The 16328-nt window shown below is 62.4% G+C and carries 18 protein-coding genes; 12 read left to right on the top strand and 6 right to left on the bottom strand.

The window, feature by feature from the left end:
• Positions 1–13: 13 nt before the first annotated feature.
• Positions 14–826 carry a fumarylacetoacetate hydrolase family protein gene (locus FNZ07_RS02375; protein ID WP_091007938.1) on the top strand — a complete coding sequence of 271 codons (813 nt, stop codon included), beginning with the start codon at positions 14–16 and terminating at the stop codon, positions 824–826.
• Positions 827–838: 12 nt separating this feature from the next.
• Positions 839–1468, top strand: a complete 630-nt coding sequence (locus FNZ07_RS02370) for an NAD(P)(+) transhydrogenase (Re/Si-specific) subunit beta (RefSeq protein ID WP_091007935.1) — start codon at positions 839–841, stop codon at positions 1466–1468.
• 85 nt (positions 1469–1553) lie between these two features.
• Here the strand turns inward: FNZ07_RS02370 and FNZ07_RS02365 are convergent, their stop codons facing one another.
• Positions 1554–1856, bottom strand: a complete 303-nt coding sequence (locus FNZ07_RS02365; protein ID WP_091007932.1) for a hypothetical protein — start codon at positions 1854–1856, stop codon at positions 1554–1556.
• Between the two features lie 96 nt (positions 1857–1952).
• Positions 1953–2900, bottom strand: a complete 948-nt coding sequence (locus FNZ07_RS02360) for a LysR family transcriptional regulator (RefSeq protein ID WP_091008904.1) — start codon at positions 2898–2900, stop codon at positions 1953–1955.
• A 210-nt stretch (positions 2901–3110) separates the two neighbouring features.
• On the opposite strand from FNZ07_RS02360, the gene oxlT reads away from it, so the two are divergent.
• The 3 genes from oxlT to FNZ07_RS02345 are packed head-to-tail and all read left to right on the top strand — an operon-like array spanning position 3111 to position 6968.
• Positions 3111–4442: an oxalate/formate MFS antiporter gene (oxlT, locus tag FNZ07_RS02355; RefSeq protein ID WP_091007929.1), complete on the top strand. Its 1332-nt coding sequence runs from the start codon at positions 3111–3113 to the stop codon at positions 4440–4442.
• Between the two features lie 40 nt (positions 4443–4482).
• The gene (locus tag FNZ07_RS02350) at positions 4483–5466 is read left to right on the top strand and encodes a LysR family transcriptional regulator (protein ID WP_091007926.1); all 984 of its coding nucleotides are present in this window, start codon (positions 4483–4485) and stop codon (positions 5464–5466) included.
• Positions 5467–5516: 50 nt separating this feature from the next.
• Positions 5517–6968, top strand: coding sequence for an aldehyde dehydrogenase family protein (locus FNZ07_RS02345; protein WP_091007923.1), 1452 nt, complete (start codon positions 5517–5519; stop codon positions 6966–6968).
• Here FNZ07_RS02345 and FNZ07_RS02340 read toward each other — a convergent pair.
• The 3 genes from FNZ07_RS02340 to FNZ07_RS02330 all read right to left on the bottom strand — a co-directional run bounded on the left by FNZ07_RS02340 (position 6962) and on the right by FNZ07_RS02330 (position 9420).
• Positions 6962–7942 (bottom strand): 2-dehydropantoate 2-reductase, encoded by a 981-nt coding sequence (locus FNZ07_RS02340; RefSeq protein WP_091007920.1) that lies wholly within the window; start codon positions 7940–7942, stop codon positions 6962–6964. The genes FNZ07_RS02345 and FNZ07_RS02340 overlap by 7 nt on opposite strands.
• A gap of 213 nt (positions 7943–8155) precedes the next feature.
• Positions 8156–8776 (bottom strand): LysE family translocator, encoded by a 621-nt coding sequence (locus tag FNZ07_RS02335; RefSeq protein ID WP_091007917.1) that lies wholly within the window; start codon positions 8774–8776, stop codon positions 8156–8158.
• An 86-nt stretch (positions 8777–8862) separates the two neighbouring features.
• On the bottom strand, positions 8863–9420 hold the full coding sequence (locus tag FNZ07_RS02330) for a hypothetical protein (RefSeq protein ID WP_245811350.1): 558 nt from the start codon (positions 9418–9420) through the stop codon (positions 8863–8865).
• Between the two features lie 276 nt (positions 9421–9696).
• Here FNZ07_RS02330 and FNZ07_RS02325 point away from each other — a divergent pair, with 276 nt between their 5' ends.
• From FNZ07_RS02325 to FNZ07_RS02310, 4 genes are all read left to right on the top strand, one after another.
• Positions 9697–10080 carry a DUF2946 domain-containing protein gene (locus FNZ07_RS02325; RefSeq protein WP_091007910.1) on the top strand — a complete coding sequence of 128 codons (384 nt, stop codon included), beginning with the start codon at positions 9697–9699 and terminating at the stop codon, positions 10078–10080.
• Positions 10081–10214: 134 nt separating this feature from the next.
• Positions 10215–10670 carry a copper chaperone PCu(A)C gene (locus FNZ07_RS02320; protein WP_091008901.1) on the top strand — a complete coding sequence of 152 codons (456 nt, stop codon included), beginning with the start codon at positions 10215–10217 and terminating at the stop codon, positions 10668–10670.
• 259 nt (positions 10671–10929) lie between these two features.
• Complete coding sequence (locus FNZ07_RS02315) at positions 10930–12339, top strand: DUF2252 domain-containing protein (RefSeq protein ID WP_091007907.1); 1410 nt, start codon at positions 10930–10932, stop codon at positions 12337–12339.
• Between the two features lie 125 nt (positions 12340–12464).
• Positions 12465–12908, top strand: a complete 444-nt coding sequence (locus FNZ07_RS02310) for a hypothetical protein (RefSeq protein WP_091007904.1) — start codon at positions 12465–12467, stop codon at positions 12906–12908.
• An 18-nt stretch (positions 12909–12926) separates the two neighbouring features.
• On the opposite strand, the gene FNZ07_RS02305 is transcribed toward FNZ07_RS02310, so the two are convergent.
• Positions 12927–13829, bottom strand: a complete 903-nt coding sequence (locus FNZ07_RS02305) for a LysR family transcriptional regulator (protein WP_091007900.1) — start codon at positions 13827–13829, stop codon at positions 12927–12929.
• Positions 13830–14082: 253 nt separating this feature from the next.
• Here FNZ07_RS02305 and FNZ07_RS02300 point away from each other — a divergent pair, with 253 nt between their 5' ends.
• The 3 genes from FNZ07_RS02300 to FNZ07_RS02290 all read left to right on the top strand — a co-directional run bounded on the left by FNZ07_RS02300 (position 14083) and on the right by FNZ07_RS02290 (position 16291).
• The gene (locus FNZ07_RS02300) at positions 14083–15024 is read left to right on the top strand and encodes an aromatic alcohol reductase (protein ID WP_091007896.1); all 942 of its coding nucleotides are present in this window, start codon (positions 14083–14085) and stop codon (positions 15022–15024) included.
• A 205-nt stretch (positions 15025–15229) separates the two neighbouring features.
• Positions 15230–16006, top strand: a complete 777-nt coding sequence (locus FNZ07_RS02295; RefSeq protein WP_091007892.1) for an SDR family oxidoreductase — start codon at positions 15230–15232, stop codon at positions 16004–16006.
• 30 nt (positions 16007–16036) lie between these two features.
• Positions 16037–16291 (top strand): oxidoreductase-like domain-containing protein, encoded by a 255-nt coding sequence (locus tag FNZ07_RS02290; protein ID WP_091007889.1) that lies wholly within the window; start codon positions 16037–16039, stop codon positions 16289–16291.
• The last annotated feature ends 37 nt before the right edge of the window (positions 16292–16328 follow it).

Here is a 16328-nt window from a genome sequence, read left to right as displayed (position 1 = left end):
CGAGGAGAATGCTGTGGATACATGGATGCGTTTCATGTCGAACGATGGCGGTGTCGTGTTCGGTCGTGTCGAGAATGGTTATCTGCACGAATACGACAGCCTCGATCAGCCGGTGCCGACCGGCGCTGTGCTCTCGCTGCGCACGCTTACGCCGCTTGCACCGTGTGCGCCAGGCAAGGTCGTTGCGTTGTGGAACAACTTTCATGCGCTGGCCGCGAAACTCGACAAGCCGGTGCCATCACACCCGCTCTTTCTGCTGAAGCCGCCGGGTTCGGTGATCGGTTCCGGCGCAGCGATTCGTCGGCCCGCGCATTACGCGGGAAAGATCGTCTACGAGGGCGAGCTCGGCATCGTGATCGGCCGGCGTTGTCGCAATGCGACCGTCGATGAAGCCGCGGCCGCGATCTTCGGCTACACGATCGTCAACGACGTAACCGCCGCCGATCTCCTCAACGAGAACCCGCATTTTCCGCAGTGGTGCCGCGCGAAGGGCTTCGATACGTTCTGCTGTATCGGTCCCGCGATCCTGTCCGGCTTCGCGTGGCGCGACGCGCGTGTGGTGACGACGCTCGACGGCGTCGAGCGGCAGAACTATCCGCTGGCGGACATGGTGTTCTCGCCCGCCGAGCAGGTGAGCCTGATCTCGCAGGACCTGACGCTCGAACCGGGCGATGTGATTGCATGCGGTACCTCGCTCGGTGTCGGTTCGATCAAGGACGGGGCGACGGTGGCGGTGTCGATCGAAGGAATCGGGACGTTGAGCAATGTGCTTGCTGTGGGCGGGCAGGATGTCGCTGCGGCGAACGCGGCGGCGGTGCCGGCCTGAGCGCGCCGGAACATGGCACGCAGCATGGGCAATCTGACGCGACGGTCGCGGACCGTGGTGCTGTTTGGCGGCTCGGCGGGGCTCGCTACGATGGCGGGTGGTTTCGCTCGTTACTTCGCAGACGCGACGACGCCCACGCTGCAGCGTGTCGCGGTTTGTACTGCGATCTTCATCGGTGCACTGCTGCTGGCGGCCTCACTCGTTGCGTTTTGCAAACTTCGCGGCACGCTCGAGGCACACGCGATCGCGCAGCCCGGCGACAGTCTCGTCGATTTCGCCGCGCTCGCATTGTGTGTGTGGCTCGGTTATGGATTCGCCACCGCACCGGCCCAGATGCCTGCGCTAGCCGCGCTTCTTGCAATGGGCGCGCTTGCCGCCGCGTTGGGTGCGCATCGAGTGGTGCTGGCCGGCGCGTTGACGACGCATGCTCATCTGCGATGCCCGTCATCTGGTCAACGCGTGCAGTCGCGCCTGCGCTTCGAGTGGCGCGACGTCGACGCGCATGCATGCGCGGGCGATGGCTGCATGCAACCGTGGAAACTCGAAGCCACCATAAACGGCGCGATCCGCCGAAATACACACCGGAGCGTAACAAAGCGTCGCGATCGTCAGCAGCAACGTTATCGCGCGATGCGACGTTGATCGAACCCGGAGAAATAGTCGAGAAAAATCGACGCCCGCGCAGGGTGCAACAGCGGGCGCCGCAGATAAACAGACAAGCAGGCGCTCAGAAGCCGGAAGCGGACTCGCAGTAGTACAGGGTCTTCTTGTGCAAGATTAACTGCGCCAGAAAATCGGCGTCATAGGCCTTATGAAGATGCGCATGAAACCGCTCGATATACGCCGTGATCCGCGCCGTTTCGCTCGGGAATTCGTTGAGCGCATCGAGCGTACTGCGATCCCAGCGGAAGCGCAGACCAAGGTCGCTAAACGCGGCGTTGTAAGCGCTCAGATGCGCATCGTCGGGACTGTCCGCGCTAACGCGAGCGGCACGCGTGGTGACATGAGACACCGTCGAAGCGTGATTCATGGTCGGACTCCTCTGTGGACGAGTGAATGAACTCGACTCCAGCATAGAGTCCGCGATGGATTTGCAATAGTTAAAGTTTTATTGGAATTTCATAACCTATTGCTTATGAACGCTCAACGACTTCACGCTCGTGATCTGTTCGATCAGCTTCGCCCCTTCCTCCATCAGGAAGCGCTTGAACGCAACCGCGACCGGCGGCAGCCGCTTGTTCTTCCGGTGTACGACATACCAGTTGAGCATCACCGGGAAGCCTTCGACATCGAGCACGACGAGGTGTCCCACCTGCAGTTCGAGGCTGATGGTATGGGCGGACAGAAACGCAATGCCCATACCGGCGATCACCGCCTGCTTGATCGTCTCGGTGCTCTTGATCTCCATCGCGATCTTCAGATTGGTGAGCCGCCCCGCAAAACCTTCTTCCATCGAATTCCACGTGTCCGAGCCGCGCTCGCGCACGATGAACGCCTCATTCGCGAGCTGGCTCATCTTGATGTTGCGCTTGTGCGCAAGCGGATGATTCGGCGCGGCGACGATCACGTACGGATGCGGCGCAAACGATTCGTTGATCGCATCCATTTCGTGCGGCGGACGCACCATGACCGCGAGATCGGTCTGGTTGCTCGCCAGTTGATGCAGCAGCTCTTCGCGGTTGTGCACCGCGAGATTCAGCACCACGCCGGAATAACGTCGCGTGAATTCCGCGAGCAGGCGCGGAAAGAAATAGTCGCCTGCGCTGATCACCGCGACGTTGAGCTTGCCGCCGGAGATGCCCTTCAGCTGGCTCATCGCTTCGTCCACTTCGTGGAACTGCTGGATGATCGCGCGGCTGTAATGCAGCATCTCGGTCCCGGCGGGCGTCAGGTAGATCTTCTTGCCGAGCTGTTCGAAGAGCGGCAGCCCTGCGTGTTCTTCGAGCTGGCGCACCTGGGTGGAGACGGCGGGCTGTGTGAGATGGAGTTCCTCTGCGGCACGCGAGAAGCTCAGATGACGAGCCACGGTCTCGAACACCTTCAACTGGCGCAGCGTGGCGTTTCTCATCGTGATGCCCGATGTATAAGCAGATGTGAATCCTGATACTAACAAACTTTAATTATCGTTAATTCAGCATAGACCCTAGGATGAATCGATGAATTTGTATCGGTTCAATACGCGGTTGAACAAGCGGGGCCGCCAATGGCGGGCACAACTATAAGGTGGGGCGCATCTAGCACGGCAATAACGCCGGCAACCCTGAATACATAGCGGAGACAACGCATGGACGCGAATACCCAGCCGGTTCCGGCTGCTGCATGGCTATCGAACCGGTGGTCGCAACTCGTCATCGGTATGTTGTGTATGGCGCTCGTGGCGAATCTGCAGTACGCGTGGACACTCTTCGTCACACCGATGAACACGCGGCATCACTGGGGCGAAGCGTCCATTCAACTTGCGTTTTCTCTTTTCATTCTGACTGAAACGTGGCTCGTACCCGTAGAAGGCTGGCTCGTCGACAAGTTCGGCCCGCGACCGGTCGTCGCTTGCGGCGCGTTGTGCGCGGGCATCGCATGGGTGATGTATTCCTGGGCCACGTCGCTGGCCGAGCTGTACACCGCTTCGGTGATTGCCGGGATCGGAGCGGGCGGTGTGTACGGCACGTGCGTCGGCAACGCGTTGAAGTGGTTTCCGGACCGGCGCGGTCTCGCCGCGGGGTTGACCGCGGCCGGCTTCGGCGCCGGTGCCGCAGTCACCGTGATTCCGATTGCCAACATGATTACGCGCTCCGGTTACGAGCACACGTTCTTCTTCTTTGGCATCTTGCAGGGCGTGTGCATTTTCGTACTGGCCCTGCTGCTGAAAAAACCCGTGGTGCGCAAGGTATCGGCCGTGAAGAAGCGCTTCGCGGTGACGAAGATCGACTACACGCCGGGCCAGATGATCAAGACACCAGTGTTCTGGGTGCTCTATCTATCGTTTGTCGGGGTCGCCGCGGGTGGCCTGATGGCGACCGCGCAGATCGGCCCGATCGCGAAGGACTGGGGCCTCGCCCGCATTCCGATGAGCTTCTTCGGCATGACGTTGCCGCTGCTCACCATGACGCTCTCCATCGATAACATCTGCAACGGCTTCACGCGGCCACTGTGCGGATTCATCTCCGACAAGATCGGTCGCGAGAACACGATGTTCATGATCTTCATCGGCGAAGGGCTCGCGCTGCTCGGGATGATGCAGTTCGGCACAAACCCGTACGCGTTCATGACATTCGCCGCGCTGATCTTCCTGTTCTGGGGCGAGATCTTCTCGATCTTCCCCGCAACCTGCGCGGACACCTTCGGCAGCAAATACGCCGCGGCGAATGCGGGCACGCTGTACACCGCGAAGGGTACGGCTGCGCTGCTCGTGCCGATCGCGTCGGTGCTATCCGCGACCGGCGGGTGGAATGCGGTGTTCGTCGCGTCGGCGGTCATCACGATAGCCGCCGGTGTCGCCGCGAAGTTCATCCTGGCGCCGATGCGCACACGGCTGATCGAAGCGAGCGATAAGCCTGCGGTCAGTACGCTCGGAAACCCCTCGCGTCTGAGCCACTGGCCGGAGCAGACCGGTGAATAGCGAATAGTGAATCGCGACCGTAGTCCCGACAGGTAACCCGATGAACGTATCGCTGCAGCAGTTGCGGGTTTTCATCGCCGTCGCGCGTCAGCGGAGTTTTACCCGCGCGGCGCGCGAATTCGATTTGACGCAGTCGGCGGTAAGCCGCTGCGTGCGTGAACTCGAAGAAGCCATCGACCTGCGGCTCTTCGATCGCACCACCCGCCAGGTCGAACTGACGAGCGCCGGCGCGAGTCTCGAGCGACGCATCGGCCGCCTGCTCGATGAGATCGAGCTCACCCTGCGCGAAGAGCGCGCCGCGAACGAAGGGCACACCGGCGTGGTCGTGATCGCGTGCTGCCCGGTGCTGTCGTCGAGCTGGTTGCCGGATGCGCTCGCACGCTGCGCAGCCGCGTTTCCGGAACTGATCGTGGCAGTGAAGGACTGGTCGCAGGACGCGGTGATCGAGAGCGTCGAGCAGGGCGAGACCGACTTCGGCGTGATCTCCGCGATGACCTTGCCAGGGCCCGAAACGCTGCATGTGCAGCCGTTGTTTGCGACGCCGCTGCGGGCGTTGTTGCCCATCGCGCATCCGTTGGCACACCGCGCTTCGATCGAATGGGAGGCGCTGAGTCATCTGCCGCTCATCACGCTGGATGCCGGGTCCGGCGTTCGCGTGGCGGTGGACAGCGCATTGCGGACCCATGGCGTGCGGCCGCGCGCAGTGCAGGAGCTCGCACACGCTGCCGCAGTGCTGCGCATGGTCGAGCTCGAACTGGGTGTCGGCGTGCTGCCAGTCGACGACCACGAAACTCTCGCCGCCACGCTCGTTGCGCGGCCGTTGCATCCGGAAGCGACGCTGACAGCCATGCTCGTGCGGCGCCGCAACCGCTCGTTGCGACCGAATGCCGAGGCAGTGTGGTCGCAGTTCGCCACTGGCAGCAAGCAAGTGAGACGCGCCGGCAACGCACAACACGCCCACCCCGACATCGACGACGCGAGCGTGGACAGTCCGCTCGACGACGCAACGCTACGCACGGCCTGAGGCACGTTTTACATGCCTGCCGTTCAGAATTTCCATGACCGAGCACGACGATGAACACGCAAACGGATCTCAAGCGCCACGATCTGCTGATCGACGGCAAACGGCTGCCGCCCGGCACTGGAGAATACTCGGTCGATATCGACCCGGCCACTGAGCAGACGATCGCGCTGGTCGCACAGGGCAGTGCCGCCGATGTCGATACCGCCGTGCTCGCTGCACGCGCCGCGCTGAAAGTGTGGAACGGCATGCGTGCGGCCGAGCGTGGACGCATACTCAACCGCCTCGCGGACCTGATGCGTACGCATCAAGACGAACTGGCCGAACTCGAAAGCCGCGACGCGGGCAAGCCGATTGCCGCCGTGCTGCGCCAGGACCTGCCCGCCGCGATCGATACGCTCGCGTACTACGCGGGCTGGTGCGACAAGATCACAGGGCAGGTCGTGCCGGTGCGCCCCGATGCGCTGACGTACACGGTGCGCGAACCGGTCGGCGTGGTGGCGGCGATCGTGCCGTGGAATTTCCCGTTGATGATCGGCATGTGGAAGATCGCCCCGGCGCTTGCCTGCGGTTGCACGCTGATCGTCAAGCCTGCGGAAATCACGCCGCTTAGCGCGCTGCGCGTCGGCGAACTGGCGCTCGAAGCCGGTGTGCCGCCGGGCGTATTGAACATCGTGACGGGCAAGGGGCGCGTGGTCGGCGATGCGCTCGTCGCGCACCCGGGCGTCGACAAGGTGACGTTCACAGGTTCGCCATCGGTTGGGCGCGGCATCCTGCAAGGGGCGGCCGGTAACTTCAAGCGCGTCACGCTGGAGCTCGGCGGCAAGTCGGCGAACGTGATCTTCGCGGATGCGAACCTCGACAACGCAACGCGCGCGGCCGCGTCGGGCATCTTCTTCAATACCGGCCAGGTCTGTTCCGCGGGCTCGCGCATTCTGGCGCAGCGCGAGATCTACGACGAAGTCGTCGAGCGGCTCGCCGTGCGTGCGAACGCGATCAAGGTTGGCGATCCGTCGCGGCGCGAAACGTCGATGGGGCCGCTTGTTTCGGCGGCGCAGATGAAGACGGTACTCGACTATGTCGACATTGGCCGCAGCGAAGGCGCGTCGCTGGTGGCGGGTGGCGCGCGCATCGGCGAGAAGGGCTACTTCGTGCAGCCAACCGTGTTCGCCAACGTCGAACACGAGATGCGCATCTCTCAGGAAGAGATCTTCGGGCCGGTGGCGAGTGTGATCCCGTTCGACGACGAGGCCGACGCAGTGCGGATCGCCAACGGCACGCTGTACAGTCTCGCAGCGGGGGTGTGGAGCGCCGACATCGGCCGCGTGCATCGGGTCGCGCGCGAGCTGCGCGCGGGCACCGTGTGGATCAATACCTACGGTTATACCGATGTGCGTCTACCGTGGGGTGGTTCCGGCGATTCGGGTTTCGGACGCGAGCACGGCGACGTCGCCATCGACAACTTCACCGAACCGAAAACAGTGTGGCTTGCGCTCGATCAGTGATCGCCCTGCAACGCCATCCGCTCGCGCAGTTTGATCAGCGCGAGCACGACATCGATGGCCGGCGTGGGTTCGCCGACCAGTCGGCCCATTTCCTGCACGACGGTCAGCAGCGGATCGATTTCCATTGGCCGTCGGTTCTCGAGATCGACGAGTGTCGATGTCTTGTGCGCGCCGACTGAACCTGCGCCGTCGATACGCTTCTCCATATCCACGCGAAAATGCACGTCGAAGCGATCGGCGATCCGCTTCGCTTCCGTCATCATCGTGCGCGAGACGGCGCGCGTGCCGGGATCGCTGGTGAGTACATCGAGCGTGGCATGCGTAAGCGCACTGATCGGGTTGAAGCACAGATTGCCCCACAGCTTGAGCCAGATCTCGTCGCGAATGTTGTCGCGGATCGGCGCATCGAAACCGGCGACCTGCATGATCTCGTGCAGTGCCTGGATGCGCGGCGTCCGCTCGTTGCCCGGTTCGCCGATCGGAAATTTCTTGCCGTATACGTGTTTGATCACACCCGGTTCGACGATTTCGGCCGCCGGGTACAGCACGCAGCCGATAGCCCGTTCGGGACCGAGCTTCGTCCATTGCGCGCCGTCCGGATCGATGCTGGCTAGACGCGTACCTTCGAACTTGCCGCCGTGCCGGTAGAAGTACCAATAGGGGATGCCGTTGACGCCCGTGACGATCGCGGTGTGTTTACCGAGCAGCGGCTGCATCGTGTCGACGACGCCCGGCAGCGAATGCGCTTTCAACGTGACGATCACATAGTCTTGCACGCCGAGTTCAGCCGGGTCGGACGTGCAGCGCACGCGTGCGCTGACTTCTTCGCCGTCGATCTGCAGCCGCGCGCCATGTTCCCGCATTGCTGCGAGATGGGCGCCGCGCGCGACGAAACTCACATCGGCTCCTGCACGCGCGAGCTGCACGCCCATCATGCCGCCGATCGCTCCTGCTCCGAAGATACAGATCTTCATGATTGCCGCCCCCTGACGATTAAAAACTGCTCGCCTGCCCGTGCACGTCTCGCGACCGGGGCGGGCCATGGTTGCAGAATAGGGGGAGCCTACGATTGACGACAGTTAAAGTTTCTCGCGAAAACCATTATCGATCGTTTATGGTCGATGCGTGCTTTCAACGATGCGGCGACACGTGCAAAACGTGTGGAAAGCCGCGTGCCGGAGCGGGCGTCAGGCGCGTCGCACCAGCAGGAAGCTGATGCCGATCACGCCGAGAAACGTGCCGCAACAGCGGTTGAACCAGCGCCGCACCTTGCTGCGTGTGAGCCACTTGCCGAGGTACATGCCGGCCCACGAATAGAGTGCGATCGCGACACATTCAAGGACGAGGAAGCTCGCCCCCAGCACGGTGAACTGCGGCAGCATCGGCTTCGCGATGTCGACGAATTGCGGCAGAAACGCGGTGAACACCAGGATCGCCTTCGGATTGCCGGCCGCCACCAGGCACTCCTGACGCGCGATGCGCCACAGCGACGCATCATCCTGCTTCGGTGTGTCCATTGGACTGGCGTCGGAGCGCCACAACTGGATGGCGAGCCACACGAGATAAGCGGCACCGGTCAGCTTGATCGTGAGGAAGAATACTTCGGAGGCGTGCAGGACGACCGCGAGGCCCGTCGCCGCCAGCACCAGCATCAATGCGAACGAGACGAGACGGCCCGTGCCCGCCACGAAGGCGGTCATGAAACCGTGGCGCGCCGCGACGTTGATCGACAGCAGGTTGTTTGGGCCCGGCGCCATGTTGATCGCAAAGCATGCGGGCAGAAAGAACAACCAGGCGGTAACGGACATGGCGACTCGCGGCGAAAGGGTTGAGCGGGAACTGGGGGATCGAGCCCGATTGTAGCGAACGGGCGCTGTGGTCGCGATTCTCCCCGCTAGTTACCGAGCGCTCGCGCAAACGCCGCGTCGTCGATCAACACGTTCACGCTTTCTCTCACCGTGTCTTCGAGCGCAATAGGGTTGCTGGTGAATTTCGGCGCTTCGTGCCGGACCGTCTTCGCCGACGAGAAGACCACGCGGCCCGTTTGCGTATCGGTGACGATGTAACGAATGCGCAGTGTCCACCGCGCAGGCGACTGCTCGTCATCAACCGAGCATTTCTCGATCTGCCCGCTCAATACCCTGCTTTGCCCGGTCACGTCGAAGCCAGCGAGTTGCAGTTGCGCGGCGACCGCATCGCGCACCGCGGCGCGTACCTCCTGCTTCAGCAGGATGCCGCTGACAGCCGTGTTCTCGATCCGGTGGGGCGACTGATGGAGGGTTTGCGCCGGCAGGTAGACGAAGTCCTCCGCGGGTGCGATATGCAGCGAGCCGGTAATGGGCACCGCGTGCGAACGATGGTGCCAGAAGCCGAACAACGAGCAGGCCGGCAGCAGCGACAGCATCGAGACCGCGCAGAGAATGCGGCAGGGGGTGGAGAAAAGCAGTTTCACGGTAGCGGGCCGGTTCGAACTGGGAAAACATGTGCGCGATGTGCACGATGCGCGTCTTGCTGCGATCCGCACACCACACACGAGGTTTCGAGCGCGCCCGGTAGCAGGGCCTGGACATGACGTGCGTCCGAAGCGGATGGTACCGTGCCCATTGCCCGTCAGTCCATGCGGGCCGGATGACGGTGTGGTAGATCGCGCAGCACTGCGCGGCGGCACATTGTGTGCATGGCATAATCCCGCGGTCGCGTTTCCTGGTGTTCCACACCCGCTCTCCGCATGCCGCATCGCCGTTTTCAGAGGATCGGCAGTTTCCTTGCGTTGTTCGCCATGCTGCTGGCGACGGTCGCGCCCACGATTTCGCAGGCGCTCGAAGCGCATGGCCGGCTCGATACGGCGTTGCGCCATTACTGTTCGGTGCAGACGCCTGCGGACGGTACCGGGCGCAGCACACCCGATTCGACGGGGTTCCACTGGCAGGCATGCGGCTATTGCAGCCTGCTGTCCCATTTGCCTGTCGTGCCTGGCGCTGTTGCTGCGCCTGTGCAGGTCTCGACGTTCTCGACACATCTTGTCGTCCGCATGAGTGCGGACACGCGTGCGCAAACGGTACGCACGCCGGCCCAGCCGCGTGCTCCGCCTGCCATTGCACGGCTTTCATGAACGGTTTAGGGCAGACCGGTGCGCATCACGCACATGGCGCTCATCCTTTTTCGAAATCTTGCGAACTGGCGGCGCTCGGGCAAACGAATTGCACGCGCCGTTTCGTATCGCGCACAGTGACGGAGCAGTCGAACATGACATCCAACAAAATCATTCAATGGGGTGTGGCTATCGGCGCCGCATGCATCGTAGCCAATGCACACGCGGCCGGCGTGCACGCCGAACAGTGCTGGATTCGCGCCATGCCGGCGTCTGTGCCTTCGGCGGGATATCTCGTGGTGGTCAACGACAGCGATGCGCCGCGCACGCTGACCGACATCGCGACGCCGGCGTTCGGCATGGCGATGATGCATCGCACGGAAAGCAACGGCAGCACGTCGACGATGGTCGACGTCGATACGTTACCCGTGCCGGCGCACGGGTCGGTCAGCTTTGCGCCGAAGGGGTATCACGTGATGCTCGAACAACCGGCGCATGCGCTGAAAATCGGTTCGACGTTGCCGCTGACGTTGAGCTTCGATGACGGCTCGAAGGTGACCGCGAACTGCGCGATCAAGTCGCCGGCCACACTGGGGCAGTCCACGCAGTAAGGCGAGGCGGGTAGCGTCGCGGTTCGCGTGAAGGAGGCGGAGCGCGACGTGTTATGCGGGTTCGCGCGGTACGTCGCGACGTACTTGCGCGGGCGTGCAACGCAGGATTTAATACGGGCTGCCATGGCGGGTGCAGCCACGGCAATTGCCCGGCCGGGCCACGGCTGAAAACGATTCAGCGCGGTGCCGCGGAGGTTCGTGGCGCGCCGCGCAAGCGCCGGCACAGGCGGTTCATGACGACTCAAACACGGAGCAGAGCATGAAGGCCAGTACCATCGCGGACCGACAGGCAGCCGGGCGCGCCGCGCGCGAACATTCGAAACGCTCGAGTCATCGCGCCGTCGGCGAGCTGCATCGCGATCCACTCGACCTGCTGCGCCTGAGCAGCGAGGGCCGCGTCGAACGGCTGGTGCCGCTGCGCTACGGGCGCATGGCCGCCTCGCCATTCGCCTTCTTTCGCGGCAGCGCGATCCTGCAGGCTCACGATCTCAGCAAGGTGCCACATACCGGCCTCGTGATGCCGATTTGCGGCGATGCGCATCTGCTGAATTTCGGCGGTTTCGCCACGCCGGAACGGCAGCTAGTCGCCGATCTGAACGACTTCGACGAAGTATCGCTGGGTCCCTTCGAATGGGATCTCAAGCGGCTTGCCGCGAGCCTCGTGGTGGCCGCGCGGCACATGCGCTTCAGCCGCGGCACGGCCGCCGAACTGGTGATGACTGCGATCAACGAATACCGCGACCGCATGGCCCAGTATGCGGAGTGCGGCGCGCTCGAACTCTGGTATGAAAAGATCACGTTCGACCGGATGATCGAATCCGCGTTGACGCCGGAAGGGCGACGCACAATTCGTCGCGGCATGGAGAAAGCGGCGGGCCGCACGCATGAAAGCATGCTCGACAAGATGGCCGAGCGCGACGGCGACACGTGGCAGATTCGCGATGCGCCGCCGGGTCTGTTTCATGTGCATGGCGCCAATACGCTGTTCGATGCCGGCGACGACTGGCTCAAGGTTGGTGGCTGGCAAAAGCTCATTGCGCGGATGTACGGCGATTATCGGAAGACGCTGTCGCACGAGCGTTGCGAACTGCTCGACCAGTTTGCGCTGCAGGACCTCGTGTTCAAGGTGGTTGGGGTGGGTAGTGTCGGTACGCGTTGTCTCGTGCTGCTTGGCGTCGATCATCACGACAAGCCGCTGTTTCTGCAGGCAAAGGAAGCGCGGCGATCCGTCGTCGCGCAGTATTTCGCGGCGGCCGCACCGCGGCATGAGGGCGAGCGCGTCGTGTACGGCCAGCGTCTGCTGCAGGCGGCCAGCGATATTTTCCTCGGTTGGGCCACCGGCCCTGCGGGACGACACTTCTACTTCCGGCAGTTACGCGACATGAAGCTGTCGGCTTCGATTGAACTGTTCGATAGCAGCTTGTTGCAAGGGTATGCGCGGCTGTGCGGCTGGATCGTCGCGCGTGCGCATGCGAAAGCAAGCGGCCAGGCGATCGAGCTGAGCGCCTACATGGGACGCAATGACCCGTTTGCCGAAGCGCTGACCGACTATGCGTGCAGTTATGCGGACCAGGTGGAGCGTGACTATGATCGCTTCATGAAGGCGTGCCGCAGCGGGGAGATCGAGGCGCGTACCGATGATGATATGGCGGCGGATTTCAGGGTTTAGCGTTATTACGCTGCGCGAGGCACGAACTGAAAACAATTCTCTTTTTTTGTAATCGGGCGCTGACTGCACTTCGCGGCGTATGCGGAATCGTCTGGAAGGTTTCCGGCATCCTCTGGGTGGCGTTCATGCTGCTCTCGCTTTACGTTCAAGGTACCGGTGGCCCCGCATTCCACTGGTTGTACACCGCGATCGTGCGGACGTTCGACCCTGATCCAGTGACTATCGGCTCCCTCATGTCCGTCATCAGCTACGTCGCGGCCTTGCTCTTCGAATACTCCGTCGCGGCTGCATTGGCGCTGTGGGTTCTGCACACCGTGCTGCGCTACTTTTTGCTGCGCGACGCATACGATACCGTCGGCGTCATAGAGAGCCTGAGACAATCGGGTCTCCAGATAAACCGGACGCCGGTCATGTCAATGAAGATACGATTCGACGCACCGGACGGACCCATCGTCGTACGGCTGCGCAAGCTGATCGATCTCGGGAACATGCCGCGCCGAGGCGAGCGCGTCATGCTGCGCGTGAGCCGTATCGATCCGATCTGCGTCAAGTATCGAGGACCGTCCTGAATCCTGGCGCACGTCGGCTCACTGGAACAAACCGGATGCGGTGATCTCGACGATCCAGTCGATAAACACCTTGACCGCGGCGCTCGCGTTTCGCCCGTGCGGATAGACGATGGAAACCGGCACGGGTGAACATCGCGCATCTGCCAGGACCTCTTTCAAACGCCCGCTTTGAAGATAGGGGCGGGCGGCAAACTCCGACAACTGGATCAGTCCCAACCCCTCCAGGCCGCATTGCAGATAAGCCTCGGTTTCGTTGACCGAAAACCGGCTTTGCATCGTCATGGCGACGTCCTCGCCATCGACGCTAAACCGCCAATCCAGTGGACGACCCGTCGCATTCGCCAGGTAATTGACGACACGATGAGTGCCCAGGGCGTTCACAGAATCGGGCTCGCCGTGCTGCTTGAGGTAGCGCGGCGCCGCGCAGGTCAGCCAGTTCAACTGACCGAGCCGGCGCGCAACGAGCGTCGAGTCCATCAGCTCCCCACTGCGGATGACGCAATCGATCCCGTCGTAGATCAGGTCCGCGGGACGATCGCTGAGACCGAGCACGAGTTCGATGTCCGGAAAGCGTTCCTCGAATTCGAGCAGTCGCGGCAACACGATCGCACGACCGATTACGCCGGGCATATCCACTCGTACACGTCCGTGCGGATTTTTCGCATCCGTCGACAAACCGCTTTCCGCCTCGACAATGTCGGACAGAATGGCCTGACACGATGCGAAGTAACGCGCGCCTGCGTCGGTCAGACTGAGCGTTCGCGTGCTTCGTCTGAGCAGCGGAGTGCCAAGATGCTTCTCCAGATTCTTTATCGTCGTTGTCACCGACGAGCGCGGCATCGACAAGGTCTCCGCTGCCTTGCTGAAGCTCTGTGCTTCGACGACACGCACGAAGATGGTCATTGCCTGAAGTTTGTCCATGAGGGGCACACGTAGCGGATTCATTGACAGACGGTAGCAGGGTTCCCGAAGAGAGACTCGTCTTACCGCCGCCGCATGGCGGACCCGTTGCGGTTCGGCGCTCACGCAATCTGTATTCCGCCATGGCGAACAATGCGGCACGCGTGCGCCACTACACTCCAGCTCGTTCATCGGGCCTTCTCTCCGCTGTTATTGCAGCGGGATGCGAATGCACTCTCTTTCAACGATCTTCTTCCCTGCGAGGAAAACACACATGTCGCGGAACCAGACAATTCTCGTTCTAGGCGCAGGCGAACTCGGCATGGCCGTGCTGCGCAATCTTGTCCGACGCGCCGATCTCGACGCGAGCATTTCTATCGCCGTGCTGCTTCGTCCATCGACGATCGACTCCAGCGATGCCGTCAAACAGAAGGACATCGCAGAATTGCGCGCGTTGGGCGTCGAACTGGTTCCTGGCGATCTGGCCAAGCAATCGGTATCCGCGCTCGCCGATATCTTCGCCCGCTTCGACACGATCATCTCCTGCAGCGGGTTTGCCGGCGGACAGGATACGCAACGCAAGATCACACAGGCGGTGCTGGACGCAGGCGTTAAACGGTACGTACCGTGGCAATTCGGTGTGGACTATGACGTCATCGGCAGGGGAAGCGCACAGGACCTGTTCGACGAACAACTCGACGTGCGCGACCTGCTTCGCTCGCAAGAACAGACGCAATGGATCATCGTCTCGACCGGGATGTTTACGAGCTTCCTGTTCGAGCCATCGTTCGGTGTCGTGGATCTGGCAGGGAACGTCGTGCATGCACTGGGTAGCTGGGACAACGCGGTAACGGTGACGACTGCCGAAGACATCGGTGCCTTGACGTCCGCCATCGTGTTCTCGGAGCCGGCAATCGTGAATCAGGTTGTGCGCGTCGCGGGCGATACGGTGACTTATCGTCAGCTCGCGGATACGGTCGACAGATTGCTGGGTCTGAACCTTCGTCGCACGGAATGGAGTGTGCCGGAACTGAGACGTCAGCTCGCCGAAGACCCGCACGATGCGATCAGAAAGTACCGGGTCGTATTCGCCGAAGGGTGTGGGGTGTCGTGGGACAAGAAGCAGACCTTCAACGCGCAACGTGGGATGACGGTTTGCGGGCTTGAAGACTGGGTGCGCGAAAACCTGCAATCGGGCGACGGTGTTCCGGCTTAACCGGGCGCTGGAATTTGTGACGAACGAGCCGCTGTTGTATGGTGCGAAGGCGAAGCAGTCGGATCCCGACTGAACGATCCGCTGTCGGCGGATCTGAAATCGCTGTTCGCGAACCCCAACCACTGCGCGCTCGACCGAATCGATTGAATCGACTGTCGCACGCATCGCCGGACGCGGATGGCCTACGTCTGCAAGGAGACATGTTGTGACCGAGGTTGCCGATTCGAAGAAGACGAAGAAGATTGCGCTCGTGACCGGTGCCAGTAGCGGCATCGGCCTGTCATGTGCCCGTAAGTTGCTTGCGCATGGTTATACGGTTGTGCTGGCCGGGCGCCGTCAGGCGCTGCTCGACGAAGTCGCCGACGCGGCGCGACAGCGCGGCGAGGATGCGCTGGCCGTCGCATGCGATGTGACCGACGACACGAGCGTGACCGCACTGTTCGATACGATCCGGCAGCGCTATGGGCGGCTCGATGTGCTGTTCAATAACGCGGGCCGCAGCGGGCCGCCGGTCGAGATCGACGAGATCCCTGTCGACGAATGGCGCGCCGTGGTCGACACCAATCTGACGGGCGTTTTTTTGTGCACGCGCGCAGCGTTCGGGATAATGAAGAAGCAGTCGCCGCAAGGTGGCCGGATCATCAACAACGGCTCGATCTCGGCGCACGCGCCGCGCCCCTACAGCATCGCCTACACGGCGACCAAGCACGCGATCACCGGGCTCACGAAGTCGGTGTCGCTCGATGGCCGGCCGTACGACATCGTGTGCGGCCAGATCGATATCGGCAATGCAGCCACCGAGATGGCGGCGCGCATGGCGCGCGGCGTGCCGCAGGCGAACGGCGAGATCGCCATCGAACCGCTGATGGACGTCGAACATGTCGCCGATGCGGTACTGCATATGGCCGAACTGCCGCTGTCGGCGAACGTGCAGTTCATGACGATCATGGCGAGCAAGATGCCGTTCGTCGGCCGCGGCTGACGTTTGGCCTGAGTCGTGGCGGCGCGCGGCATGCTGCAGCCGCCCGACTTATACTGCTGGCTTCCTGCGCACGTTGCTGTTTTTGTCGCTGTGTCGAAACCATCACCCGACCATTCGTCCGCGGACGATCCACCGCCGCAACCGCCGAGGCGCCCCGAACCGGACGACTGTTGCCGCAGCGGCTGCGAGCCTTGCGTCTTCGATCTGTACGACGAAGCCGTCGAGCGTTATCGCGCGGCACTTGCAGCGTGGCAGGCGCGCCAGGCATCTACGTCACGGCGATGAACATGCGCGCGCCGTTGCCCCATCCGCCGGTTTTTGC

The organism is Paraburkholderia megapolitana (assembly GCF_007556815.1).
GTDB classification, from domain to species: Bacteria; Pseudomonadota; Gammaproteobacteria; order Burkholderiales; family Burkholderiaceae; genus Paraburkholderia; species Paraburkholderia megapolitana.
This window is presented reverse-complemented; position numbering and strand designations above follow the sequence as displayed.